Origin of the sequence: Clostridium sp. C2-6-12 (assembly GCF_009928485.1) — a bacterium.
In the GTDB taxonomy this organism is placed as follows: domain Bacteria; phylum Bacillota; class Clostridia; order Clostridiales; family Clostridiaceae; genus Clostridium.
This window is the reverse complement of the sequence record NZ_JAABNP010000024.1, coordinates 54825-81660: the sequence shown is the minus strand read 5'-3', so window position 1 is coordinate 81660 and position 26836 is coordinate 54825. Positions and strand designations below refer to the sequence as shown.

Annotated in this window: 25 protein-coding genes; 3 read left to right on the top strand and 22 right to left on the bottom strand. The window is 29.1% G+C overall.

The window, feature by feature from the left end; genetic code table 11:
* Positions 1-329: 329 nt before the first annotated feature.
* From GXK56_RS18540 to purR, 18 genes are all read right to left on the bottom strand, one after another.
* Positions 330-740, bottom strand: coding sequence for a S1 domain-containing RNA-binding protein (locus GXK56_RS18540; protein ID WP_160690158.1), 411 nt, complete (start codon positions 738-740; stop codon positions 330-332).
* Between the two features lie 142 nt (positions 741-882).
* On the bottom strand, positions 883-1176 hold the full coding sequence (locus GXK56_RS18535) for a septum formation initiator family protein (protein WP_160690156.1): 294 nt from the start codon (positions 1174-1176) through the stop codon (positions 883-885).
* Positions 1177-1253: 77 nt separating this feature from the next.
* Positions 1254-1646 carry a spore cortex biosynthesis protein YabQ gene (gene yabQ / locus GXK56_RS18530; protein WP_160690154.1) on the bottom strand — a complete coding sequence of 131 codons (393 nt, stop codon included), beginning with the start codon at positions 1644-1646 and terminating at the stop codon, positions 1254-1256.
* A 6-nt stretch (positions 1647-1652) separates the two neighbouring features.
* A complete protein-coding gene (yabP, locus tag GXK56_RS18525) occupies positions 1653-1946 on the bottom strand; it encodes a sporulation protein YabP (RefSeq protein WP_160690152.1) in 294 nt (97 codons plus the stop codon).
* Between the two features lie 273 nt (positions 1947-2219).
* Entirely contained in the window at positions 2220-2480 is a 261-nt protein-coding gene (locus GXK56_RS18520; RefSeq protein ID WP_160690150.1) for an RNA-binding S4 domain-containing protein, read from the bottom strand.
* A 66-nt stretch (positions 2481-2546) separates the two neighbouring features.
* Positions 2547-2822, bottom strand: coding sequence for an HU family DNA-binding protein (locus GXK56_RS18515; RefSeq protein WP_077845834.1), 276 nt, complete (start codon positions 2820-2822; stop codon positions 2547-2549).
* Positions 2823-3043: 221 nt separating this feature from the next.
* The gene (gene mazG, locus GXK56_RS18510; RefSeq protein ID WP_160690148.1) at positions 3044-4495 is read right to left on the bottom strand and encodes a nucleoside triphosphate pyrophosphohydrolase; all 1452 of its coding nucleotides are present in this window, start codon (positions 4493-4495) and stop codon (positions 3044-3046) included.
* Positions 4496-4510: 15 nt separating this feature from the next.
* Positions 4511-6046 (bottom strand): polysaccharide biosynthesis protein, encoded by a 1536-nt coding sequence (locus GXK56_RS18505; protein WP_160690146.1) that lies wholly within the window; start codon positions 6044-6046, stop codon positions 4511-4513.
* Between the two features lie 98 nt (positions 6047-6144).
* A complete protein-coding gene (gene spoVT / locus GXK56_RS18500; RefSeq protein WP_160690144.1) occupies positions 6145-6690 on the bottom strand; it encodes a stage V sporulation protein T in 546 nt (181 codons plus the stop codon).
* A gap of 301 nt (positions 6691-6991) precedes the next feature.
* A complete protein-coding gene (locus GXK56_RS18495) occupies positions 6992-7981 on the bottom strand; it encodes a peptidylprolyl isomerase (RefSeq protein ID WP_160690142.1) in 990 nt (329 codons plus the stop codon).
* 192 nt (positions 7982-8173) lie between these two features.
* Positions 8174-11674 carry a transcription-repair coupling factor gene (gene mfd, locus GXK56_RS18490; protein ID WP_160690140.1) on the bottom strand — a complete coding sequence of 1167 codons (3501 nt, stop codon included), beginning with the start codon at positions 11672-11674 and terminating at the stop codon, positions 8174-8176.
* Positions 11675-11688: 14 nt separating this feature from the next.
* The gene (gene pth, locus GXK56_RS18485) at positions 11689-12264 is read right to left on the bottom strand and encodes an aminoacyl-tRNA hydrolase (protein WP_160690138.1); all 576 of its coding nucleotides are present in this window, start codon (positions 12262-12264) and stop codon (positions 11689-11691) included.
* Between the two features lie 12 nt (positions 12265-12276).
* Entirely contained in the window at positions 12277-13704 is a 1428-nt protein-coding gene (locus GXK56_RS18480; RefSeq protein ID WP_160690136.1) for a HAMP domain-containing sensor histidine kinase, read from the bottom strand.
* Positions 13705-14394 carry a response regulator transcription factor gene (locus GXK56_RS18475; protein WP_160690134.1) on the bottom strand — a complete coding sequence of 230 codons (690 nt, stop codon included), beginning with the start codon at positions 14392-14394 and terminating at the stop codon, positions 13705-13707.
* A 170-nt stretch (positions 14395-14564) separates the two neighbouring features.
* Entirely contained in the window at positions 14565-15533 is a 969-nt protein-coding gene (locus GXK56_RS18470) for a ribose-phosphate diphosphokinase (protein WP_160690132.1), read from the bottom strand.
* A 47-nt stretch (positions 15534-15580) separates the two neighbouring features.
* Positions 15581-16948, bottom strand: coding sequence for a bifunctional UDP-N-acetylglucosamine diphosphorylase/glucosamine-1-phosphate N-acetyltransferase GlmU (gene glmU, locus GXK56_RS18465; protein WP_160690130.1), 1368 nt, complete (start codon positions 16946-16948; stop codon positions 15581-15583).
* A 266-nt stretch (positions 16949-17214) separates the two neighbouring features.
* Positions 17215-17490, bottom strand: coding sequence for a septation regulator SpoVG (gene spoVG, locus GXK56_RS18460; RefSeq protein ID WP_160690128.1), 276 nt, complete (start codon positions 17488-17490; stop codon positions 17215-17217).
* A 235-nt stretch (positions 17491-17725) separates the two neighbouring features.
* Positions 17726-18541 carry a pur operon repressor gene (gene purR, locus GXK56_RS18455; protein ID WP_160690126.1) on the bottom strand — a complete coding sequence of 272 codons (816 nt, stop codon included), beginning with the start codon at positions 18539-18541 and terminating at the stop codon, positions 17726-17728.
* 282 nt (positions 18542-18823) lie between these two features.
* Between purR and murC the strand changes: the two genes are divergently transcribed.
* From murC to asnS, 3 genes are all read left to right on the top strand, one after another.
* Positions 18824-20203 (top strand): UDP-N-acetylmuramate--L-alanine ligase, encoded by a 1380-nt coding sequence (murC, locus tag GXK56_RS18450; RefSeq protein ID WP_160690124.1) that lies wholly within the window; start codon positions 18824-18826, stop codon positions 20201-20203.
* Between the two features lie 116 nt (positions 20204-20319).
* Positions 20320-21018, top strand: coding sequence for a metallophosphoesterase family protein (locus tag GXK56_RS18445; protein ID WP_160690122.1), 699 nt, complete (start codon positions 20320-20322; stop codon positions 21016-21018).
* A 270-nt stretch (positions 21019-21288) separates the two neighbouring features.
* Entirely contained in the window at positions 21289-22683 is a 1395-nt protein-coding gene (asnS, locus tag GXK56_RS18440; RefSeq protein ID WP_160690120.1) for an asparagine--tRNA ligase, read from the top strand.
* Between the two features lie 130 nt (positions 22684-22813).
* Here asnS and GXK56_RS18435 read toward each other — a convergent pair whose 3' ends face one another.
* The 4 genes from GXK56_RS18435 to GXK56_RS18420 form a co-directional block, all read right to left on the bottom strand.
* Complete coding sequence (locus GXK56_RS18435; protein WP_160690118.1) at positions 22814-23983, bottom strand: tyrosine-type recombinase/integrase; 1170 nt, start codon at positions 23981-23983, stop codon at positions 22814-22816.
* Positions 23984-24046: 63 nt separating this feature from the next.
* On the bottom strand, positions 24047-24238 hold the full coding sequence (locus GXK56_RS18430) for a helix-turn-helix domain-containing protein (protein ID WP_160690116.1): 192 nt from the start codon (positions 24236-24238) through the stop codon (positions 24047-24049).
* Between the two features lie 78 nt (positions 24239-24316).
* Positions 24317-25252 carry a site-specific integrase gene (locus GXK56_RS18425; protein ID WP_160690114.1) on the bottom strand — a complete coding sequence of 312 codons (936 nt, stop codon included), beginning with the start codon at positions 25250-25252 and terminating at the stop codon, positions 24317-24319.
* Positions 25253-25324: 72 nt separating this feature from the next.
* Positions 25325-26746 (bottom strand): phage/plasmid primase, P4 family, encoded by a 1422-nt coding sequence (locus GXK56_RS18420; RefSeq protein WP_160690112.1) that lies wholly within the window; start codon positions 26744-26746, stop codon positions 25325-25327.
* Positions 26747-26836: the final 90 nt, after the last annotated feature.

Below are 26836 nucleotides of genomic sequence, written 5' to 3'. Positions count from 1 at the left end.
ACCACCGCAGGATTTTAAGTCCTGTGCGTCTGCCAGTTCCGCCACTTCGGCACATCACTACACATAATGTGTCAACAACAAAGCTAATTATAGTATATAATTAAAAAACTGTCAACAAGTTTTTAATATAATTTTTTATATTAATAAAAATCGGATTTTTCAGTATAAATATTATACACTTTTGTCAGCTTTAATTATGTAAATATATAACTATTAACAAATTATTTTTAACCTCATAAATGTAGAATAAACAGTAAAAAACATTAACTTCTTTACTAGCATATCCTACATTCTATAATTTATTAATTATTATTCCTTTTAAATAAATATTAAAAGCCTTTTTTTCCACCTTTTCCTCTAAATTCTTGATGTTTTTTTACATCTTGCATTCTTTCTTCACTGTCTTTTAAGAACTTAGACATAATATCCTCAAAATTTCCAGTATTACTAGGCTTCTTCTTCTCAGCTACTTTCCAATCAATTTCTGCTGGTTTTGCTGACTTTCTTTGAACATTTGCTTGTTTTATTGAAAGACTGATTTTTCCGTTATCATCTATCGAGATAACCTTTACCTTCACTTTATCTTGTTCACTAAGGTGTTCTCTGATATCTTTTACGTAAGAATCTGCCACTTCTGAAATGTGAACCAATCCAGTTTTGCCTTCAACTTCAATAAAAGCCCCAAAATTTGTAATGTTTATCACTGTGCCCTCTACTATGTTTCCTGCCATTAAGGTCATGTTTAAAAGACTCCTCCTTAAATTTAAAAATATATAAATTTATAAGAACAATCTGTAATACAGGTGTTCTTAAATTTAAATCATAATTTTAGTGTTTATTAAATATTATCAGAATTTTACTAGCTTTTCTATACACTTAAAGTTAATTGGAACTTTTATCCGTTACCACACCATTAACAACTTTTTCTCCTGGCTTAATCATTCCAAGCCTTTCCCTTGCTAATTTTTCAAGATACTCTGCTGAATCTGAATTAATCTTTTCAACTTCTTCTTGAAGCCTGTCATTCTTTTGCTTAACTTCCTCTAATTGAAGCTGTTTATTATCTATTTCCCTTTGAATTCTATTCATAGTTATATATTGCCTAATATAACTAAAAGCAAAGAAAACAATAAATCCAGCAATTATTATTTTTTTTAATATTAACTTTTTTCCCATCTATAGAACCTCTATATTTATAAATTCTCTTATGTCTATTGTAAACACTATATTACTATTATTCAAGTAATTTTTTATCATTTCTTCTTATCTATAATTTTATATATGATTATTTTTAATGGGTATAATATATTTTTTAATACTATCCTAATTAGTTTATAAATAGATCTTACTATTACCATTTCACTAAAAAAAACATACCTGCTTATAAATTTAAAATACATAATCAGAGCACATATTATAAGAATGTATACATAGGGAGTTAAAAAAGCATAATTTGTGTATAATAAAAAAGTAAATACAACTAAAGCAATAAATATAGAAAATAATATATCTTCTATTATTGTCAATATTTTTGTGGGATTTATTCCTCTTATCCCTCTATATGTGTCAAATAAAAATCCTGTTATTAAACCACCAAGTAGACTATATATAACAAGATTTATCTGCATATTTAATCCTAACGGCATAACGCTCTACTTAAACAACTTACTGATTATACTTTCATTGCTCTTTTTTGATACTTTTCCATTATAAATCATTGCTGCAATGCTCCCCACAATTATAACATCCCCATTTTGAACATCTAATTTATTCATTTTCAACTCTTCACCCTTTATGGTTAAATTCCCGAGTTTAGTAGTCATATCTATCTTCTGCTCATCAAAACTTAAAACTTCCATAACGCCACTTAATATTAATTTCTTTCTACTTTCCAAAGTTAAATTAGATCTATTTTCGTCTATTTTATTATCTGTTTTTTTCTCCATAAAACTTCCTCCCTTTCCTTTGTCTCACACCTGAAAATAATTATTTAAACTATTGATAAAAATACTTTTCATCTTATATTATTCATCATTTTTCATAATGTGCCTTATATAATATATGAATATATATTTTAATTTAGAATGGGATTTTTATTAGAACTGTTATATATATTGGCATACAAACTTATAATAAATTATCTAAATATTTCTTATCTTACATTTAAAAATCCTACTTTTCTGATAATAGAAAAAAGAGTAGCTAAATACTCGTATTTTCTACTCTTTATCTTCTTCTCCTTCAATAATTACATACATTTCTTTAGCATCTTCTTTTCTAACATGCTCTGCTATATTAATTATCTCTGCCTTTAATATTCTATTTGCAAAAGTTATTTGAATTATATCGCCTTCTTTTACTTTAGTTGAAGGTTTGGCTATCTTATCGTTTATTAATATACGACCACTTTCACTAATCTCTTTTGCTACTGTTCTTCTCTTTATAATACGGGACACTTTTAAATATTTATCTAATCGCATAAAATTATCTCCCTTACCAAAAGAACCCGAGAAAACTCGGGTTCCTATTTATTCTGTTAACTTATATTACTTGTTAACTTTATCTTTGAATTCTTTACCTGCTTTAAATACAGGAACTGTAGTTGCAGGAATTTTTATAACTTCTTTAGTTCTAGGATTTCTTCCTTCTCTAGCAGCTCTTTCTCTTGTTTCAAAAGTTCCAAATCCAACTAGTTGAACTTTTTCACCTTTTTCTAATGTTTCTTCAACACTTTCAATTAAAGCTTTTAATGCTAATTCTGCATCCTTTTTTGTTAATTTACTTTTTTCTGCCATACTAGTAATTAATTCTGCTTTATTCACAATAACATCCTCCTTAAAATCCAGTTATATATTTTCTAACTGTTTTCTTTTTATGTACTAAATTGCACTTCTTTATTATATAACCTCTTCAGCCAACCGTCTATAGGAAAACAATTTCTTTTCCTATATTGGGCTAAATAATTAAATAAATCACTACAACATAGTTCTTTATAAAGTATTATTCTGCATAAACTAAAAAATTCCTTTATTTATATCACATATTAATCTAATTTTTTCGAATTCTCCCATAGTTTATCCATTTCTTCCAAACTCATATCAGTTAATTGTATATTTTTATCCTTTGCTATCTTCTCAATATATGCAAATCTTTTTATAAACTTGTCTATAGTATAATTTAAGGCTAATTCCTCATCAACCTTTAAAAATCTTGCAACATTAACACATGAGAAGAATAAATCACCTATTTCTTCTTTTATTTTTTCCACATTCTCTGTATTATATACATCTATTACTTCATTTAGTTCCTCTTTTACTTTATTTATAGCAAAATTTACATCATCAAAGTCAAAACCAACTTTTTTTGCCTTTTCCTGAACCTTATGAGCTCTTAGAAGTGCTGGTAATCCTTTTGTTATTCCCATCATTTCCTCTGTAAGATTGTCATATCCTTTTTCTTTTTTCTTAAGTTCATCCCACTTTAATAATACTTCCTCTGATGAATTTACTCCACTAACATTTTTGAATACATGAGGGTGTCTACTTATCATCTTATCACAAATTCCTTTTATAACATCACTTATATCAAAATATCCCTCTTCTTTTCCAATAGATGCATGGAAAACAATTTGAAGTAGAACATCTCCAAGCTCTTCAATTAATGAATCATCATCTTCCTGATCTATTGCATCTATAACTTCATAACTTTCCTCAATTAATGCTTTCTTAAGAGATTGATGTGTCTGCTCTCTATCCCACGGACATCCATCTTCCCCTCTCAAAATTTCTATTATTGATAATAAATCATTAAAATCCTTTTTATTATTTAAATCCTTAGGAATATATATAGAAGTTAAATAATCTATATCCTCTTGCATATCCAATTCAAATAAGGGTATTTTTCTAATACTTTCTTGTCCTTCAATTCCTGCTGCTCTAACATAATATATTTCAGTTTCATCATCATACTGTTCCAATAGCTTCAATTTAACTTCTGAAGCTATTAATTGATTATACACCTGAGTAATTATGGTACCTATTCTCTTATCTAAAATCTGATTCCCTATATCAAAAGCATCTATAACCTTTAAACCCTCTATCGGGTCAATCATAAGACCTTCAATCATAGCATCAATAAAACTTACTGCGGGTATGATTTTATATTCAACTTTATTTTGCTTGCATAATTCTATCAAATTGAATACTGACTTTTCTGCAACTAAAGGATGTCCTGGTACCGCATAAATAAGAGTACCTAACTGTTCATGCTTTTTTATTAAGTCATTAGCTATATTTAAATATACCTCATCAAAACTTCCTATGCTTTCATAAACATTGTCATATGTTCCAAATATAATATTTTTTTCTTTTAAATAATCAACTGTTGGGTGCTTCTCAGTTCTTAAAAATACGTTCTTATTACTTTCAAGCTCACATATTGTTCCTATAGTCAATGCTTCGTTAGCACCTGGCCCTAATCCTACTATTTTAATCATTAGAGTTCTCTCCTTTTATCTTTTTCTAATTCTATTCTTTATTTCTTCAATATTAAACATCTTAAATGCGATTATTAACGCCATATATATTATCATACCTAAAAATATAGATATTAAGCAAGATATTCCATTACTTGTTGTATTTTTATATAAAATATTATAACTAGTCAATACAAATAAAGTCATAATTATTGATGCATATGTTGGTTTTATCAATATTTCATAAAAGTTAATTTTTATCCTAAGTTTATATTTCATAGATATTATATTTAAAATACTTACTACTGCATAGGCTCCAAAACTTGCTATAACCGCTCCATATATATTAAATTGTTCCATTGGCACCAAAATCATTGTTAATGCAATTTTAATTAAACATCCAAAAAATAAATTCACAACGGGCAATATATACCTTCCTATCCCTTGCAATATAGCTGTTGTTGTTTGAGTAATTATAATAAACGGAATCGTTAACGATAAATATTTCAATATTTCTATCCCCTCAAATCTTCCAGGAAATATAAATTTCATTACTGGTTCCGCTAGAAAGAAAAGTCCAAAAGTGCATGGTAATGCAATTATAGTTGCCATCTTCATGGAAACATTTATTTTCTCCTTGAGTTCCCTCTCTCTTTTCAATATAAATACTTCAGCTATAATTGGAATTAAGGATGTACAGATTGCCATAGAAATAGTCAATGGAATATTAATAATAACAGATGCTTTCCCCGTCAACTGAGCATATAATACAGTAGCTTGAACCTTTGTAAGTCCTGCTTCTAAAAGCTTTTGTGGCACTAATATAGAATCTATTAAATTCATAATACTACTAACTGTTGTTCCTAAAGATATAGGAATTGCAATTTTTAGTATGGTATTCAATACTTCAGTATTAATTTTTATTTTTTTAATTTTGTAACACTTTTTTATCTTTTTATATTTTGAATATAAATAGGAAGCTCCAAATACCGCACCTGCTGTTGCTCCGAAGGCAGCGCCCCCAGCTGAGTATTCAATTCCTTTAGGCAATAAAATCACAGCCAATCCTACACCAAATATAACTCTTCCAAGTTGCTCTATTATCTGTGATATAGCTGATGGAGTCATATTTTGCAACCCTTGAAAAAATCCTCTAAATATAGTCACAAAAGAGATTACAATAGGCGCGAAAGAGATTCCAATTAATGAATAATAAGCTTTAGCATCCCATTTTAAAAGAATTATTATTTGTTTTGCAAAAAAGAATAATGCTAATGTGGTGCCTGTCCCTATTATGGTCATTAAAATAGCAGATTCTTTCATAACCTCAAAACTTCCACTTATATCATTAGTTGCATTTTTTTCTGATATCATTTTAGAAATAGCAACCGGTACACCAGATGCCATAGCTATAAAAAACATATATAGTGGATATGACATTTGATAATATCCTATTCCTTCATCTCCAATTAACATTATTAAGGGCCATCTAAAAAACAGACCTAAAAATCTAGTTAATATCCCCGCCATACCAAGAATTATGCTTCCTTTTATTAGGGATTGCTTATTCATAAAACACCTCCAAACTTACAAGTTACTAGTTAATTATTATTGTAAGTTTAGAGGTATTATTCCTTTTATTTTATACATTGATTAAATTATAGTTATTATTACTCCATTTGTTTTCCTAAAAATGCTGCCGCTGTTTCAACAAGCTTTGTTTCAACTTCTCCAAGTTCTACATCTTCCTTTGAAATGATTATTACAGCACCAATTTGATCACCTTCAGCTATAATTGGGGATATAACCTGACTATTATAATTCGCTTCATCATCGTCATTATGTAATGGTATTACTGAATTACTGGACTTATTTAATAATACAGTTTTTCTTCCCTCCATTATCTTTTCAAGCTCACTACTTACCTTTCTTTCTATATACTCTTTTTTTGTCGCTCCACTTACAGAAATGAATGCATCCTTATCAGCTATTAATACTACGTGACCTATAACTTGTTGCAAGCTATCACAATATTCCTTTGAAAAATTAGTTAATTCTTCAATAGGAGAATATTTTTTTAGAATTACCCCGCCATCTCTGTCAGTAAAAATTTCTAACGGATCTCCTTCTCTTATTCTTAAAGTTCTTCTTATTTCTTTTGGTATTACCACTCTTCCTAGATCATCAATTCTTCTAACAATTCCTGTTGCCTTCATTGGTTATATAACCTCCTTTGAAACTCTAATAATTAGTTGCACTATTATTATTTGAATTTCTAGAAATTTTATACACTTATAGACAAATTTTATATTAAATTTATTTTTCGCACTCAGGTGGCTTTTAAAGTGATTTTCTATTTTAATAATATGTGTTGCAACAAAAAATTCATATATAAGTATTTGTACTCTTATTCAACTAAATTGAGGTCACAGTCTCTAACTTTATTTTCAAATAAAAAAGACTATTTTGAAACAAACTTTAGTTATTTCAAAATAGCCCTAGACTTATCATTTAAAATTATAATTTATCATCATAAGTCTTAACTTTTAATGATGTCTTCCACTCTTCTATTTTATCATTAAAAGCTTGACTTTGCTTTTGTTGTGTTAATGTTGATTTAATTTGATCTTTAACTTGATCTAGTGGAGTTACTGTTGCAGCTTTTAATCCAGTAGCCTTAATTAAATGATATCCATATTGGCTCTTTACTGGCGCTGAAACTTCTCCTTCTTTTAAATTCTTAAATCCTTCTACAAATTCAGCAACATATTGTGTTGAATTGTATGGTACAAATCCTAAACTTCCACCCTTAGTTGCAGTACCTGTATCCTTTGAATTTTCTTTAGCTAATGTTGCAAAATCAGCACCTGCATCTATTTTAGCTTTTAAGCTCTTAGCAGTTTCTTCATCATCTACTAATATATGAGCAACATTTGCACCTGCACCTACAGAAAATTGCTTATCCTTATTTTCATCATAATATGTTTGAACATCTTCGTCTGTAACTGTAATGTCTTTTATCACATCATCGTGAACTGCATTCATTACTACTTGTTTCTTAAATTCTTCTTTAAGTTGATCTTCTGTAAGATTTGCTTGCTTTAATGCATCCGCAAATTGACCTTCTTCTTTATATTGAGATTTAATTTGAGTAATTTGCTCGTCTACCTTACTATTAATTTCGTCATCTGATGGTTTTAAATTTAATTCTGTAGCTTTTTGTAAAAGTATATTTTGAGTTACTAAACTAGTTAATGCTTGTTGTTTGGCTTGTTTTACTTGTTGTTGTACTTTTGTGTTAGTTGCATAATCATCACCAAATTGTTGCTTTAGTTGGCCTTCAATTTGCTTATCTAAATCACCTTTTGTTATTTTTTCATTTCCTACTGTTGCAAGAACTGTCTTTTGTATTGCCTCTGGCGTCTTCTCAATCATCTTACAACCCATAGCTGATGTTGCAATTGTTAATATAGCTACTGCTGCAATAATCTTTTTTATTTTTTTCAAATTTTTCCCCTCGCTTATTCTTTATTATAGATTTAAACATTTTTATAAAATAACCACTTATAAATTTTAGCAGTTACTTTTTAATATTCATACTGTAAAAAATCATAATATTAGTATAGCAATATTACTTTTATAATTCAAATTTTTACAGTATTTTTATTTCTAATACTTTTCTTTTATATCATATATTTGTTACAGTATTATGTCACTAAGGACTTCTTTTAGGAATTCTAATTTATTTTCTTTCTTTATAGCCTTTAATTTAAATGCAAAATAAGGATTAGTTCCAAACCTTAAAACTACGCTATTCTTATGTTTTTCCATTAATATTTTAAATATTGACTTATATCCATCTTCGCCTTCAGCAAATTTAAATATTATTTCCTTAGGAGTTTCCTTTATTTCTTCTATAAATATAGATTTTGCCTGACTTTTTATATATGCAATATCCATTAGGTTGTATACTGGCTCTGGTATCTTAGAATACCTATCCTCTAATTCTTCCTTTATGTCATTATAATCTTCTATACCTTCAATTGCGGCAATTTTCTTATAAACTTCAATCTTTTGAATTTCATCCTCTATATAACTTTCTGATATAAATGCATCCACTTTTATATCTAAGGTTGTTTCAATTGGTTCTTTATCAATTTCACCTTTGAGTAACTTAACAGTATCCTCAAGCATTCTGCAATATAAATCATACCCTATAGAAGCCATATGACCATGTTGAGATGATCCCATCATGTTTCCAGCTCCTCTAATTTCCAAATCTCTCATAGCAATTTTAAAACCAGAACCTAATTCAGTAAAATCTTTTAAAGCCTTAAGTCTCTTTTCTGCTACCTCTGTTAAAACTTTATCTTTAGTATATAATAAGTACGCGTATGCTATTCTATTAGACCTTCCAACTCTTCCTCTTAATTGATAAAGCTGAGATAGTCCCATTTTATCAGCATTATAAACTATTATTGTATTTACATTTTGAATATCCATCCCAGTTTCTATTATTGTTGTACATACTAATACGTTATACTCCGCTGACATAAAATCATACATTTCCTGCTCAAGCTGTCTTTCTGCCATTTGTCCATGAGCAATACCAACCTTGCTTTCAGGAACTAACGCTTGAACGTATTTCGCCATTCTCTCAATATCTTCTACTCTATTGTAAACAAAATAAACTTGCCCTCCTCTGCCTATTTCTCTGAGTACAGCGTCTCTTATAAGCTGGTCATTTTGTTCTACAACATACGTTTGAATAGGATATCTTTCTTCTGGAGGCGTTTCTATAACAGAAATGTCTCTTACTCCACTTAATGACATATGAAGTGTTCTTGGAATTGGAGTTGCGCTTAAAGTTAAAACATCAACATTTTTTTTGATATTTTTAATCTTTTCTTTTTGCTTTACACCAAATCTTTGCTCTTCATCAACTATTAATAAACCTAGATCTTTAAATTGTATATCCTTTGATACCAATCTATGAGTTCCTATTAAAATATCTAAATTACCCTCTTTTGCCTTTTGAAGAATTTCCTTCTGCTGCTTAGCTGTTCTAAATCTGCTTACCATATCTATTTTTATAGGAAAATCAGAAAATCTGTTTTTTATATTCTTATAATGTTGTTCAGCTAAAATAGTAGTAGGCACTAATATTGCAACTTGTTTTCCATCCATAACAGCTTTAAATGCTGCTCTTAATGCTACTTCTGTCTTACCATACCCAACATCTCCACATAGAAGCCTATCCATTGGTTTATCAGATTCCATATCCAATTTTATTTCTTCTATTGATGTTAATTGGTCTGGAGTTTCTTCAAATGGAAACTCATCTTCAAATTGCCTCTGCCACTGTGTATCTTTAGGAAATTTATGTCCCTTTACGGTACTTCTCATAGCATAAAGTTTAACCAAATCTTCAGCAATTTCATTAATTGACTTTCTCGCCTTCGCCTTGGCTTTCTGCCACTCTGCACTTCCAAGCTTATTAACCTTAGGCGACTTACCTTCAGTACCAATATATTTTTGAATTAAATCAAGCTGATCTACAGGAACATAAAGTTTATCTCCTTTATCATATATTATATCCAGATAATCTCTCTTATGTCCTCCAACATCAATTTGTTTAATTCCCTTATATACACCAATACCATGGTTTGCATGCACTACATAATCTCCAGGTTTTAATTCTGCAAAGCTCTTTATTTTAGAAATACCCTTTTTGTTTGATTTCTTACTTTTTAGCTTCCTTTTTGCCTCACCAAAGACTTCTCTATCAGATATTACGCATAATTTGTAGTTTGGATACTCAAAACCCTTTAATTGATTTCCAAAAGTTATTACAACTTCACCATATTCAATTTTATCAACATCATCTCTATAAATACCTTCAATTCCTCTGTCCCGTAAAGTTCCAACTAAACGTTCTCCCCTAGCTCTTGTTCCAGATAATATTAAAGTTTTATATCCTAAGTTCTTCTTATTTAATATATCATCAATTAATAAATCTAACTGTCCTTGATAATTATTTAATGTAATTTGATTTATATCTATTATTGAAACTGGTTTAAGCCAATCAATAGGTTTGGTTAAAGCTTCAAAAAATATACTTTTTTCATTTTCAAAAGATTCTAATACTACTTCTTCATCAATTAATAAATTTCCTTGCCCTGGAAATATATCTCCCCTTTCAGAAAAAGCAGTAAAATTCTCTTGGAATTCTAGATATGTAGATTCTAATTTCCCCTGACACCTTTGGACATTATCTACTATGAAAAAGTAATCTTTAAAATAATCAAAAAGACTTTCTGGCTCTCTAACGAAATAAGGAAGGTAACTTTCAATAGTTTCGAATGATGAAGTTTCCTCCAGCGCTTCTAAATTTTTATTTAATATTCTTCCTAGCTTCTCTACTCTTTCTTTGTCTTTATCCTTTGACGAAATTTTATCAAATTCCTCCCTAAGTTTATTACTGCCAAATTTCATAGTTTCTTCAGATAATATAATTTCTTTTGCAGGGAAAATCTCTATCTTTTTAACCTTTTCAATACTTCTTTGAGATTCTGTATTAAAGGTTCTTATAGATTCTATCTCATCACCAAAAAGTTCAACTCTATATGGATAAGTTGAACACGTTGGAAATACATCTAGTATTCCACCTCTTAATGCAAATTGTCCTTTTCCTTCTACTGTTTCCACTCTTTCGTAGCCAGATTGAATTAGTTTTTCTGATAAAACCTTAAGATCAATTTCACTGCCTTCCTTAAGTTTCATGCTATAATCTAAAAATAACTTATGTGGAGTATATTTAGCTGCAAAAGAATCTATTGATGTTACTATTATTTTCTTTTTCTTATTTAATATTTCATTTATTACTTTTAATCTTTCCCACCTTAAGTCGCCTGAAATAGCATCAATATTATAGAAAACCATTTCTTTCACTGGAAAATAGTAAACTTCAGTGGTATACAATATCAAATCTTCATACAGGTTTTTTGCTTCCATATCACTTTGAGTCACAATTACAATAGACTTATCGAATTTTTCAAAAATCCCATCTACGAGATATCCTCTTCCTGATTCAGATGCACCATATATTCCAATTGGATATTTATTTTTTTGAATACCTTCTATGATATTTTGAAATTCAGCACTATTTTCCAAGGGCTCTAATAACCCTCTTAATCTCATTTCATGCACCTTCCTTAAATTGTTTTATTGGCTTTGAAACCATTAAATTGATTCATAGCTGTTTTAGCATCTGTTCTTATTATTTCTTTAGCCGCTTTGGTTGAGACCTCTATACTTTGATTTAACACATTAATTTCTTCTTTTGAAAATCTCCCCAACACATGTTTAACTAAATCTCCAGCTGGTTGTCCTACACCTACTTTTATCCTTGGGAAAACATCACTTCCAAGATGTGCTATAATGCTTTTTATTCCATTATGGCCTCCTGCGCTCCCCTTTTCTCTTATTCTCAAGCTTCCAATTTCTAAGCTTATATCATCATATATAACTAAAATTTCTTCATTTTCTAAATTATAAAAATCAACAACTTCTCTTACACTTTCTCCACTTAAATTCATATAAGTATTGGGCTTTAAAAGCATAACCTTTTTTCCATCTATAAAACCTTCTCCATATACACCTTTAAATTTTTGCCTGTTTATCTCAATATTATACTCTTTGGCAATATTATCAACAACTTTAAAACCAACATTATGTCTTGTATCCTCATATTCTTTACCTGGATTTCCAAGACCCACTATTAAAAACATATAAATTTCCTCCTAAAAATTTTGCTTTTTCTTATGATTCTTAAATTTTGTAAGTGTGAATGTAAATGCAACACCTACTTTAGGGTCATTTTTAACCCATACTTGCTCTCCCTGCTGCATTAAAATCATTCTGACTATAGGAAGACCTAGACCCGTACTAACCTTATTTGTTCTAGATTTATCTGATTTATAAAATCTATCCCATATATGATTAATATCTTCCTCCTTTATTTTCGGACCATTATTGTAAATTCGTATAAAAACCTTTGCACTCCTATGATATGTGCTAATTTTTATAATACCCTTATTATCACAATACTTTATAGCATTATCCAATAAATTGGTTATAACCTGCATGGTTTTATCTTCATCAGCCTTCACAAAACATTTTTCCTTCTGCAAATCTACAATAAGCTTTATTTCTTTTTCTCTTATATTCTGCTCATTATTAATAACACACATTCTAATTAATTCATTAATATCTATTTTTCTTATATCAAATTTTAACTTTCCAGACTCAATAGCTGACAAATCAAGCAGATCATTAATTAGTCGTGTAAGTCTTTTTATCTCATTATAAGTTCTCTCTAAATAATATCCTTCTTTATCTTTTGGAATTACACCATCGATTATTCCTGCAATAAATCCTTTTATAGATGTAATTGGTGATCTTAGTTCATGGGAAACATTTGAAATAAAGTCTCTTCTATTATTCTCAACCTTTTCTAAAGATTCTGCCATTATATTAAAGGAATTAGCCAATTCACCTATTTCATCCTGTGAACTTATACAAACTCTTTTATCTACTTCTCCATTTGCGAATCTCTTAGCAGCATTATTTATTTCTGCTAAAGGATTAATTAATATTTTCTTAGAAACTAAAGACAAAACTACAGCTGCAAAAGACGCTGCTCCAAGAGCTGAAATCCATACAATTAAATATATTCTATGAAGCTGTTTGTTTATTATTGATAACGGAGCGGTCATTGAAACACATCCCTTAAACTCTTCATTATCTATTATGGGATATATATAGGTATAGTGTTCACTAATATGTTCAACTGGTGTTCCATTTGCTAGCAAAGATCTATCTTTCTCCGAAATACTAGGTGTTTCTGCTACTTTATTATTATTTTCAATTGCAGAATTCATATATATGAGCCCTGTTTTATCTAAAATGCTAATATCTGAATTAGCACCAACGCTTGACATATCTATTATCGCTTGAAGCTTATCTAGATTTAGTGCACTATTTTCATTATTATATAATTTAATTGCCTGGGAAATATATTTACCATCACTTTGAAATTGTGTTCTTTTTTCAGCAAAATAATAAGTTCTAAACCACATTGATAATATCCAAGCTAATGATACTAAAACAATAGTTAATATTATTATAAATGTCATAATTAATTTTTGAAGTAAACTTTCACGCTTCATCTAATTCACCTCAAATTTATATCCAACACCCCATACAGTTTCAATCTTCCATTGTTCTCCAGCACTTATCTTTTCTCTTAATCTCTTTATATGAACATCTACAGTTCTTGAATCCCCTGGATATTCATATCCCCATACCTCACAAAGCAGCTGTTCTCTTGTAAATACCTTATTCTTATTACTTGCTAGATAGTATAGCAATTCAAATTCTTTTGGTGGCATTTTTATTTCTTCATTATTATATATGACTTTATATGAAGTAGAATCTATTAGTAAATCACTTAATTTGATTATCTCGTTTTTAATATTTTCCGTAGAATACCTTCTTAACACTGCTTTAACCCTAGCTAATAACTCCTTCGGTTCAAAAGGTTTAACTATATAATCATCCGCACCAAGTTCCAATGCTAAAACCTTATCAAAAGTATCACCTTTTGCTGTTATCATTATGACAGGGGTTTCTTTTTGTTTTCTTATCCATTTTAATATATCAATTCCATCTATATATGGTATCATTACATCAAGCAAAACCAAATCTGGGGCATATTCTAAATATGCTTTTTGTGCTTCATTACCATTTAAAGCCACCTTTGTATTGTAGCCAGAACTTTTTAAGTACATATCTATTACTTCACTAATATTTTCATCATCATCTACAATTAAAACCTTTGTTGTAGTCACCTCTACCATTTTTGCCTCCTTAAAAATCATTCTATATTATCACCATATAATATAGCATAAATACGTTATCTTTTATAGCAAATAAAAATAGAATATATATTTGTACTATTCTTTTTTATCTATAGAACAAATATACATTCTGTTTATTAACTTATTCTAAATAAGGCTTTAAATAAATTTTATTGTTGTTCATACTCAAATAATTTACTTATTGGCTGATCATCATAAATTCTTTTAATTGCCTCTGCAAATAATGGTGCAACTGAAAGAGCTTTTATTTTACTGCTCTCTAATTTTTCTCTTAATGGAATTGTATTTAACATAACTAATTCTTCAATTGCTGAATTATTTATCCTATCCATCGCCGGACCTGATAATACTCCATGAGTACAACATGCATATACATTTTTAGCACCTAAATCCTTAAGGGCATTTGCTGCATTAGTAATAGTTCCTGCAGTATCTATCATATCATCAATTAATATGCATACCTTACCTTCTATATCTCCTATAATATTCATTATTTCGCAAACATTTGCTTTGGGTCTTCTCTTATCTATTATTGCTATCGGGGCATGTAAGTTATCCGCGAACTTTCTTGCTCTAGTAACACTTCCGAGATCTGGTGAAACTACAACTAAATCTTCTTGGTCTATTAATCCCTTTGATATAAAATGTTCTGCAAGTATTGGTGCTCCTAATAGATGATCAACTGGAATATTAAAGTATCCTTGAATTTGTGCCGCATGTAAATCCATAGTTAAAACTCTGTTTGCCCCTGCTGCAGTTAGTAAATCTGCAACTAATTTCGCAGTTATTGGATCTCTTGATTTAACTTTTCTGTCCTGCCTAGCATAACCGTAATATGGCATAACTGCCGTAATTCTGCCTGCAGATGCTCTTTTAAAAGCATCAATCATTATTAATAACTCCATAAGATTATTATTAACAGGTTCGCACGTAGATTGTACTATGAACACATCATTTCCTCTAACAGTTTCATTAATATCAACAGATATCTCACCATCACTAAAGGTTGAAACTTTAGATTTTCCTACTGGAACCCCTAATATATCAGCTATATCTTGAGCCAGCTGAAAATGTGAATTTCCAGTAAATACTTTTATATTTCTTCCATGTGTTATCATATTAAGAAGACCCCCCTTAAAATTTTTAGTTGATTTATAATAAAAATTTATTTTTTTAATCCCTTTTTATCTACCCATCCACTAATATTTCTTTGTTTTGCTCTCGCAACTGCAAGTTCGCCTTCTTTTACTTCTGCAGTAATAGTTGATCCTGCAGCAATATACGTATTATCGTGAATTGTAACTGGTGATACTAAATTAGTATTACAGCCTATAAAGCTATGGTCTCCAATAATAGTCTTATATTTATTTTTACCGTCATAATTTACAACTACTGTTCCACATCCAAAATTACACTCTGACCCCACTTCAGCATCTCCTATGTAGGTTAAGTGAGATACCTTAGTTCCATCTCCAATAGTTGATTTCTTTATTTCTACGAAGTCTCCAATTCTAGCATGTTTTCCTATTGTAGTTTCAGGTCTTATATATGCGAAAGGTCCAACTGTTGTATTATCTCCAATATTACTATTTAATATAACAGAAGATTGAATATCTACTTCATCCCCAATAACGCTATCTGCAATTCTGGAATTTTGATAAAGCAAGCAATTGCTACCTATCTTTGTATTTCCTTCTAAAATATTATTAGGATATATTATTGTATCCTTTCCGATTTCAACATCAATTCCTATGTATGTTGTTTTAGGATCTATTAATGTAACTCCATTTTCCATGTGCATAATATTTATTCTGTCTTTAAGAATTTCTTCTGCTTGTGCCAACTGAACTCTTGAATTCACCCCAATAGTCTCTTCAAAATCTGTTATAACAGCACCTATCTTCTTGTTTTGAGTTTTTAATATTTCTATAACATCTGTAAGATAATATTCGCCTTGTTCATTATTATTAGTTAATTTACTTAATGCATCTACCAATAATTCAATATCAAAGCAGTATATTCCTGAATTCATTTCATTAATTTTTAATTCTTCGTTATTACAATCTTTATGCTCTACTATTTTTGATACCTCATTATCTTCTCTTACAATTCTTCCATATCCTGTTGGATCGTCAACGATTGCAGTTAAAATAGTAGCTGAATTTTTACTCTCAATATGATCATTAAATAATCTTTCAATAGTAGATTGCTTTATTAAAGGAGTATCGCCTGTGAAAACTGCAACTACTCCTTTCTTTCCTCTTAGGAATTCTTCTGCACACTTAACAGCATGACCAGTTCCTAACTGTTCAGCCTGTAATGAGTAAGACACATCCCTATCTGTTGTCCTTTCCTTTACAAGTTCAGCCCCTTTTCCTATTATTACATTTATATCATTAATTCCTGATTTTCTTATAGAATCTATAACATGTTTTACCATTTCCTTGCCACATACTTTATGTAATACCTTAGGTAAATCAGATTTTATTCTTTTTCCTTGCCCTGCTGCCAAAATCAATGCACATTTATACATTATATATCACACCTCATTTATACTAATACGATTAATATCTAAGAATATCATATTAAATATTCATATTAAATTAACTTAATTATATTGGAAATCTATACTTATTTCAACCCAATAACCTCTTAATGCTTCTTTCAAATGATAAAGTAACTACATCATATCAACTTATAAATAATAATGTTTAATTATTTACTATTATTCTACCAATAAGACATTCTTTACATTGAATAAGAGGAAGTTAAAACTTCCTCTTATACCTCAAAATTCTCTTAACCCTCTACAACTTCTTCTGAAACAGCTTTTTCATAAGCTTCTAAAATTGCAGTTTGTATTTTTTCTCTTGCTTCTGTGTTTATCGGGTGAGCTATATCCTTGAATTCTCCATCTGGTGTTTTCCTACTAGGCATAGCAATAAATAAACCAGCTTGACCCTCTATAACCTTGATATCATGAATTACAAATTCATTATCAAAAGTAACAGAAACTATTCCTTTCATTTTACCTTCTGAGGCAATTTTTCTAATTCTCACGTCTGTAATTTGCATTTTACTCCACCCTCCCAGTTGCTTATAAAATAATTAATAATAATTAATTATTTTATAAATTCTCCATAAATTCCTAAATTCCTTTTTTATATTTGATAAATCCTAATAAAATTTATTTTATTGCGTAATTTTATATAAAATACTACATAAGCAAAGATTTATTGTGATTTATTTAAATAATAATACCGTTTCAGAAATAAGTGATTTAAGTAAATTAATGCATTTTAGTCTGATTTTATAAAAAGGCCTTTGAAGGTTGTATACCTGTAATTACAGATTTATCTACAGCTTTTAATTCCACAATTGAAACATATTCATCTACTAATTTCTTTTCTATCTGCTTATTATCGACTAACACTCCAATTCCAACTAATTCACTGTCAAATTCTTTTAATAGATCTTTAATTCCAACAGCAGTTCCTCCACCCTTCATAAAGTCATCAATAAATATACACTTACTAGACGGCTTCATGGATTTTTTAGATAATGCCATTTGCTGAAGTCTTCCATTACTTCCTGAAACATAATTTATAGTAACTGTTGGACCTTCTGTTGCCTGATTATCTCTTCTCGCAATAACTAATTGAACTCCTAAATTTCTAGCAACTTCATAAGCTAAAGGAATCCCTTTTGTTTCCACAGTAATTACATAATCAATTTCTTTATCTTTAAAACATGATGAAAGCATTACCCCTGCTTTGCTTATTATCTTAGGGTTGTACATCAGATCTGTCATGTATATTATATTTCCTGGAATAACTCTTCCGTCATCACTTAATTGTTTACACAATTCTAGTGCAAAAGCTTTCTTTTCTTCTTCTCCACTTTGAGGAATATATTTTATCCCCCCAGCAACTCCTGCAATTGTTTCGATTTTTCCCATGTGAAGCATTTCTAAAACTTCACGGATAACTACTATATCTTCACTTATTGTTGACTTAGCCGCATTCAATAATTCTGAAAATTTGTTTAAACCTAATATTTTATTAGGACTTTCCAATAATATTTTTGTTATGGCAACTACCCTTTTATTTCTCGTAAATTTCTCCATATTTATCACCTACACGAATTTTTTTATATTAAATTCTTTTAATATTCATATTTTATGCTAAATTCAAGTTAATATCAATGTTTTAATTATAATTGTTTCTGTATTTCTTTCTAAGTTGTTCACAAACATGATAAATTTGCATAAAATATTATGTATTTATTTTTTTCTATGGTTGATTTTTAGAAAAATGTATATAATTATAATAGTTAAAGCATAAGACAAAATTTTAATTAAAGTATGTAATTATAAATTTAGTTTTATTAATAAAAAGGAGTTGATCGTTTGTCTTTCGATTTTATAAAGGATAAAGATAAAAAAATTCATTTCATTGGTATTGGTGGAATCAGTATGAGTGGACTAGCTGCTGTTATGTTGAACAGTGGTTATAAAGTATCTGGTTCAGATTTCAAAAACTCTCCAATAGTTGAGAAATTAGAATCTTCAGGTGCTGAAGTTTACATAGGACATAAAAGAGAGAATATAAAAGATGCAGATTTAGTAGTTTATACTGCTGCAATCCCCTCTGATAATCCTGAACTTTTAGAAGCAAAAGAAAAAAACATTACATTAATGGACAGAGCGGAATTCTTAGGCCAAATCATGAAAGGTCACAAATACAATGTGGCTGTTACAGGTACCCATGGTAAAACCACTTGTACTTCTATGCTTTCCCACGTTACACTTGCCGGAAACTTAGATCCTACTATTTTAATAGGTGGTGAATTAGATGCAATTGGTGGAAACTTCAGAATAGGTAATAGTGAATATTTCTTAACTGAAGCTTGCGAATATAAACGTTCCTTTTTAAAATTCTTCCCTTATGTAGGAATAATCTTAAATATTGATGCAGATCACTTAGATTGTTATAAAGATATAGATGATATTGCAGATACTTTCTCCCAATTCTCTAAACTTATACCTAAAGACGGTTATCTTATAGGCTATGAAGGGGATTTTAGAGTAAAAGAAATCTTATCAAAAGCAGATTGTAATACCTTAAGTTACGGTTTTGACGACAGTGCAGACGTTGTTGCAAAAAATATTATCTTCAATAAAAATGGTTGTGCAACCTTTGATGCCTATAAAGATAATAAAAAATTACTCACTATTACTTTAGACGTACCAGGTAAGCACAATGTACTAAATGCTCTTGCAACTGTGTGTGTTTCAACTATCTTTAATATTTCTGGTGAAAATATAATTGAAGGTTTATCAAATTGCAGGGGTGCTCATAAGAGATTTGAATACAAGGGAGAATTAAATGGCGTTACTGTAATTGATGATTATGCACATCACCCAACAGAAATAAAAGCAACCTTAAGTACCGCAAAGCAAATCAAACACAACAAAACTTACTGTATATTCCAACCTCATACTTATACAAGAACAAAAGCTTTATTTGATGAATTTACAGAATGCTTCAATGATGCTGATGAGCTTATATTAATGGATATTTATGCTGCACGTGAAAAAAATACAGGGCTTGTATCTTCTGATGAACTTGGAGATGTTATAAGAAACAAGGGTGTGAAATGTACTAATGTACACTCACATGATGAAGCATTAGCTTATGTAAAGTCTAAAGTTACAGCTGGTGATTTATTATTAACTGTAGGTGCAGGAGATGTAGTTATCGTTGGTGAAAAATTTTTAGAAGCTTAGTATATAGAAATTCTTTTTAATAAAAACTACTTAAAACAAGGCATATAATTAAGATGTTATTTTATAATACCAATTCATCTTTAATCATATGCCTTATTAGATTAGGAGGAATACTTATGAAAATAGCAGTAATATCTGATATTCATGGAAATGTAGATGCTCTTTCTACTTTTTTAGAAGATGTAGCTACTCAAAATGTGGACACTATTATCTGCTTAGGTGATTTAGTTGGTTATGGTCCATACCCAAATGAAGTAATTTCACTAATTAGAAAAAAACATATTCTCTGCATAAAAGGTAATTACGACACTTCAGTTGTTGATAATGAATATTCATATATAAGAGAAACTTCCATTAACAGTTTTTCACTTCCTTGGACAGTTAATGAACTCACAGAAGAAAATAGACTGTTTCTTCAAAACTTACCTTCAACTATAAGTTTAACAATTGAAGATAAGAAATTATTATTTGTTCATGGAAGTCCTTATAAAATCAATGAGTATCTCTTAAAAGATGCAGACAATACTATTAATATTATGAACTCCATAAAGGAAGATATTCTATTTTGTGCTCATACTCATCTTCCTGGTATCAAAAAATTCGATGATAAGCTTTATGTAAACTGCGGTAGCATTGGCAAGCCTAAAATTGGCCGCCCAAATATTACTTACTGCCTTTTCAATATAGATGCTCAAACTGGCTCATCTTCTGAGATAAAAGAAATTCCTTATGACTTTAGAAATATTGTTAAACACATGAATAAACTAGGATTTCCCAAAGAATTAGTCAAAAGTTTTCAAGACGGATTAGAATAAACAAACAATCTTTTTTGTAATTATTATTGAAAACACTCTATTTAGTTGCATTAACAAAAAAAGTATTGTAAAATTTACTTATAATTAAACGTAGTAGGTTATATTAATATCGGTGAAATATTATTTCATCGATATTAAATTTTGTCTCTTTTACCATGTATATGTTAACAGAAATAATCTCACTAGAAATTAAGTTATGCTAACTTGATTTTAATAACGAGTTAGATTTGAAACATATATAATATCAATATATAATGGAGGTCTTGCAATATGGCAAAGTCAATTTTAATTAGAAGTCTTTATAGACAAACAGACGATTTCTTATCAAAAGAAATTACTATTTCAGGTTGGATAAGAACACTTAGAGCATCTAATGCATTTGGATTTATAGAAATTAACGATGGTTCTTTCTTTAAAAATATTCAAGTAGTTTTCGATGATAAATTAAACAATTTTAAAGAAATTTCAAAGTTACCTATAAATTCTTCACTTTCAATAGTAGGTACTTTAGTTGCTACTCCTGAAGCAAAACAACCTTTTGAAATTCAAGCAAAAGAAGTTATTATTGAAGGAATGTCAAACTCTGACTACCCTCTTCAAAAGAAAAGACATACTTTTGAATATTTAAGAACAATAGCTCATTTAAGACCTAGAAGTAATGCTTTTTCAGCAACTTTCAGAGTTCGTTCTGTTGCTGCTTATGCAATACATAAGTTCTTCCAAGAACAAAACTTTGTATATACTCACACTCCAATAATAACTGGTAGTGACTGTGAAGGTGCTGGTGAAATGTTTAGAGTAACAACTCTTGACCCTAAGGCTCCTGAATTAAACAAAGATGGAACTGTAGATTACACTAAGGACTTCTTCGGAAAGGAAACAAACCTTACTGTATCTGGTCAATTAAATGGTGAATGTTTTGCTTTAGCTTTCAGAAATATATATACTTTTGGACCAACTTTTAGAGCTGAAAATTCTAACACAACAAGACATGCAGCTGAATTCTGGATGATAGAGCCTGAAATTGCATTTGCAGATTTACAAGATGATATGGAACTTGCAGAAAGCATGCTTAAATATGTTATTAAATATGTTATGGATGAATGTCCTGAAGAATTAGAGTTCTTCAATCAATTTGTTGATAAGGGCTTATTAGAAAGATTAAATCACGTAGTTTCATCGGACTTCGCTAGAGTTACTTATACTGAAGCTGTTGAAATCCTACAAAAATGTGGAAAAGAATTCGATTATAAAGTTGAATGGGGCATTGATTTACAAACAGAACATGAAAGATATCTTACTGAAGAACACTTTAAGAAACCTCTATTTGTAACAGATTATCCTAAGGATATTAAAGCTTTCTATATGAGAATGAATGATGACAATAAAACAGTTGCAGCTACTGATCTTCTAGTACCGGGAATCGGAGAAATCATAGGTGGAAGTCAAAGAGAAGAAAGATTAGATGTCTTAAAGAACAGAATGAATGAATTAGGCTTAAATGAAGAAGATTACTGGTGGTACTTAGAACTTAGAAAATATGGAGAAACTAAACATGCTGGTTTTGGTTTAGGTTTTGAAAGATTAATTATGTACATCACTGGTATGACTAACATTAGAGATGTAATACCATTTCCAAGAACTCCTGGAACATCAGAATTTTAAAGATATTTAGACTAGAAATGGCTTATTTAATTGGTTTTAAGATTTGATTCTTAGCTACGAATGTTTAAAATAACACAATAGTAACACAACCCGCGGAAATTGTGTTAATTTTACCTATATATTAATGAAGTTATTCTTCAAATAAATCATTAAGTTTTTGTACAGCTGATATTTTTTCACTATCCATAACGTGAGTATAAATATCAGCTGTTATTTCTATTGAACTATGACCTAAAAGTTTTTGTACTGTTTTTAGTTGAACACTTTTTTCGAATAATCTTGTGGCATAAGTATGTCTAAGTGCATGAAACTTTAAATGCTTAATTCCATTATCTTTTAACACTTTTACAAATGACCTGCTTAAAGTATCTGATAACATATGCTCACCTATTATATTAGCAAATATATAACCTTTATCATTATATACTTCTTTATATTTTTCCTTGATTTCATCCTGTTTTTCTTTATGAATTTTTAATTCTTCTAATATTTTATTAGGAATCGCCACTTCTCTTATACTAGTTGGTGTTTTAGGCGTTGTTTCCTGACTAACAAATTTTCTTTTACCCTCTATTATTGTATAACCTCTCCATATGGACTTATTAACTTTTAAATTGCCACTTTCAAAATCAACGTTATCCCATTTTAAAGCAACCAATTCTCCTATTCTTAATCCAGTTCCAAGTGTTAATATAAATTCAAGTCTATGTTTATGATTCTTTATTATTTCCATAAACTGCTTCTGTTCTTCAAGAGTAAATACTTGAACCTTATCCTCACCTCCATATGGTATCTTTGGTAAAATTACATTATCACAACAATTTTCCACTATATAATTTATTTTCTTAGCATATTTTAAACATGACTTTAACGCTTTATTTAAAATTTTTATTGCTGTTGGCGTTTTTCCCATTTTAATTAAATTATTGTAATAATTCTGTATCGTAATAGCATTTAAATCTTTTAATTTTATTCCTGCTAGTTCACTATTTTCTATATAATTTCTATAGATCACATCATACCGTTGAATCGTAGAAGCTTTTATTTCATTTGCTTTAAAGTCAAATAGCCAAGTTTTGAACCATTCATTTAATGTAATTTTATCATTTTTAGGAATTAGTCCTCTTTTATTCTTATCTCTAAATTCATTCATTTTTTCTATAGTTTCATGTTTTGTTTTACCATAAACTTGTTTTCTTATTAATTTTCCATCAACACTTCTTCCAATAGTTATAGTTCCCCTCCATCCATTCTTATATCTGTTTATTGATCCTTCTCCATTTGACTTTTTAGTTGCCATTATTAACTCCTCCTAAATTATATTTTGTAGCAGCCTTATTTATAGGCTGCCATATCCTTTGATCTAAAACGTTCTACCTATTTGATTTTCCATCCATTCATCTACTTTAGAACGTATTATTAAAATTTTTCTTCCTAATCGTAACATGGGAAAATCTTTTCTATTTATAATTTCATAACCTTTATTAATTCCAACTTTATATTCCGAACAAAATTCTTTTACCGACATTGTTTTACTATCATTACTAAACTTCATAGTCAATCCTCTCTTCTTTAATAGTTTTTCTTGCTAAGCTATTTCAAATATATAATATATAATTACATTTTCATTTTTTTACATTTTATCAAAAAAATCTTTTATCATATCCCCTGCTACATGCACATAAATATTTGATGTCGTTGATGAATTAGCATGACCTAATATTTGACTTACAACTTTATCCGATGCTCCTGCTCTTATAGCTCTTGATGCAAATGTATGCCTTAGTGCATGAAACTTATATATCCCTATTTCTGCCTTTATCTGAACTCTTTTAAAAAATTCTTGAATGGTTCTTGGATCTATTGGCTTTATATGTGCATTAGATAATACAAAATCATCTTCAATGCATTCTTTAGAATATCTTCGTTTCTTTTGTTGTTTAAGTTTCATTAATTCATAAAACAATTCATCTTTTAATGGAACAATTCTTTTACTATTTTCTGTTTTAGGTTCGTGTAATACCAATTGAGTTCTTTTTGCTGAATTGCTACTATTAACAACCTGTCTGCTAACAGAATGTGTGACTTCTAATACCCCTTTACTAAAATCTACTTTGCTCCATTTTAATCCCAATATTTCTCCTAATCTCAAACCTGCAAATAAGGCCAAAAGTATACTTATACCTAGATTTTCATCTTTTATTACCTCTTTTAATTTAATTATTTCATACTCTTCTAATATTTGAACTTCTGATTTTTCTGCTCTAGGCAATTCTATATAGTCAGATGGATTAAAATTTATTAAACCTGACTTAACGGCTTCTTTTAGTAATCTCCGAATAACTGAATGCAGGTTATTTATTGTCTTGATTGAAATCTTTTGTTCTTCTACTATTTCATTGTAAAAGCATTGTAATTCTAATATAGATATTTCACTAACTTCTAATTGTCCAAGTTTAGGATTAATATAATTTTTGAAATATCCTTGGTATATGTTTACTGTAGACGTTCTTAATCTATCCTTACAATATGTGTCAATCCATTTTCTAAACCACTGTTGCATATTCATTTTAAAACACCTTCACTTTCTAACTGGAACATACATCTTAGCTAAACTACTGAATACATCCCACTTTTTTAATTATTGTTCCGTTCCATCCACCATAAAATTCTTTATAGAAACGCCCATAAATCCTCTTAAGTTTTTTCCGTTAATCCTAAACCTACTTCTATCTACTCCATCTATAGTAGCTATATACTCATTAAATTTAATAAGATTATATGGACTAATACAATTTTCATTACAAAACTTCAAGTATATATTATATAAATCTTTAGTATGAATTTTAGCATTGCTTTCTAAAATACAAGCTTCGCTTATAAATTCTTGAATATGATTTTGTCTATTTGAATATTCATTTAAAAATTCCTTTGAATCTTTTGGCATTGTAAATTGAAAATTATTTAATACTAACGTTTTAAGTCTCCAAATTGCAACTGTAAATATTAGGTCTATCTCTTTCATCAATTTTTCTTCGAGACAATAATCCATTTCTTCTTTAGGAGTACTTCTATTAAACATTAAGAATACAAGTCTGTCTAAAAATGCTTCAGTTGATTCTATATCCTTTATTTCAGGCATATAGTTTCCACAAAAAAGCAACTTAGTCTTCGACTTAAATGAAAATAATGGTTTTCCTTTAAATTCTGCAGATAAGTAATCATTTCCTACTATGGCTTTAAAATTGCTAATTTTTCTAATAGGTGTTGAATCTAGTTCTGCATTTATATTAAGCTTATTTATGCTTAATTCTGCATTAGAAAAACGATCTCCTAACTTGTGAAACGGAATATTACTAATATTTTCGCATCCCACTAATTTACTAATTATTTTAGTTAACAGAGATTTTCCACTGTGAGGCTTTCCCAAGAATATAAAAGCTTTTTTAGCATTATTATAATCACTTATGAGATATCCAATAACTTCCATCAGTAATTGAACTTTTGTCTGATTAGCTTCAAGAGATGTATTAAAAAATTTTTCAGTTTCATTCCATCTTATTTCTTTAGAACTTATATATTCAGCATTTATACAATAAGTAAATTTATGTTTTATATCATGTGTCATTAACTCACCTGATAATATATCCACAACGCCATTCTTACAATTAATATATTGTGGATTTGCATTAACCTCTTCATATTCTAAATTAATCTCTTCAATGTTTTTAAGTCTCTTTATGACCTCTTCAATGGTCTTTGAAGCAATTCTATTTTTCCTTCTTTTGTCTTTAATAAGGTTTATTAGCTTAACTGCTTCTCTTCCTTCTTTTAATTTTATTAAATACCCTAAGCTGTGATTATACATATATAAACTATCATTAATCACTTTAAATATTCCTAAATTCAAGTAATAGTCAGTTAATTCACTGCATACTTTGCCTTGAGTTATGCTTCCAATATCTTCTTTCTCTTGTTGTTTAAGATTAGAATTAAAGACCACCTCATCTCCTCTTTTTAGTTGAACTGCAAAATTATTTTGTTTTTCATCAAAATTATTCATAAATATATTCTCCTTTTAAATTAAAGGATATCCTTAAACAATTAATTTACAACGTTGTTCTATAATCTATTATAAATTCTTTAAAGAATT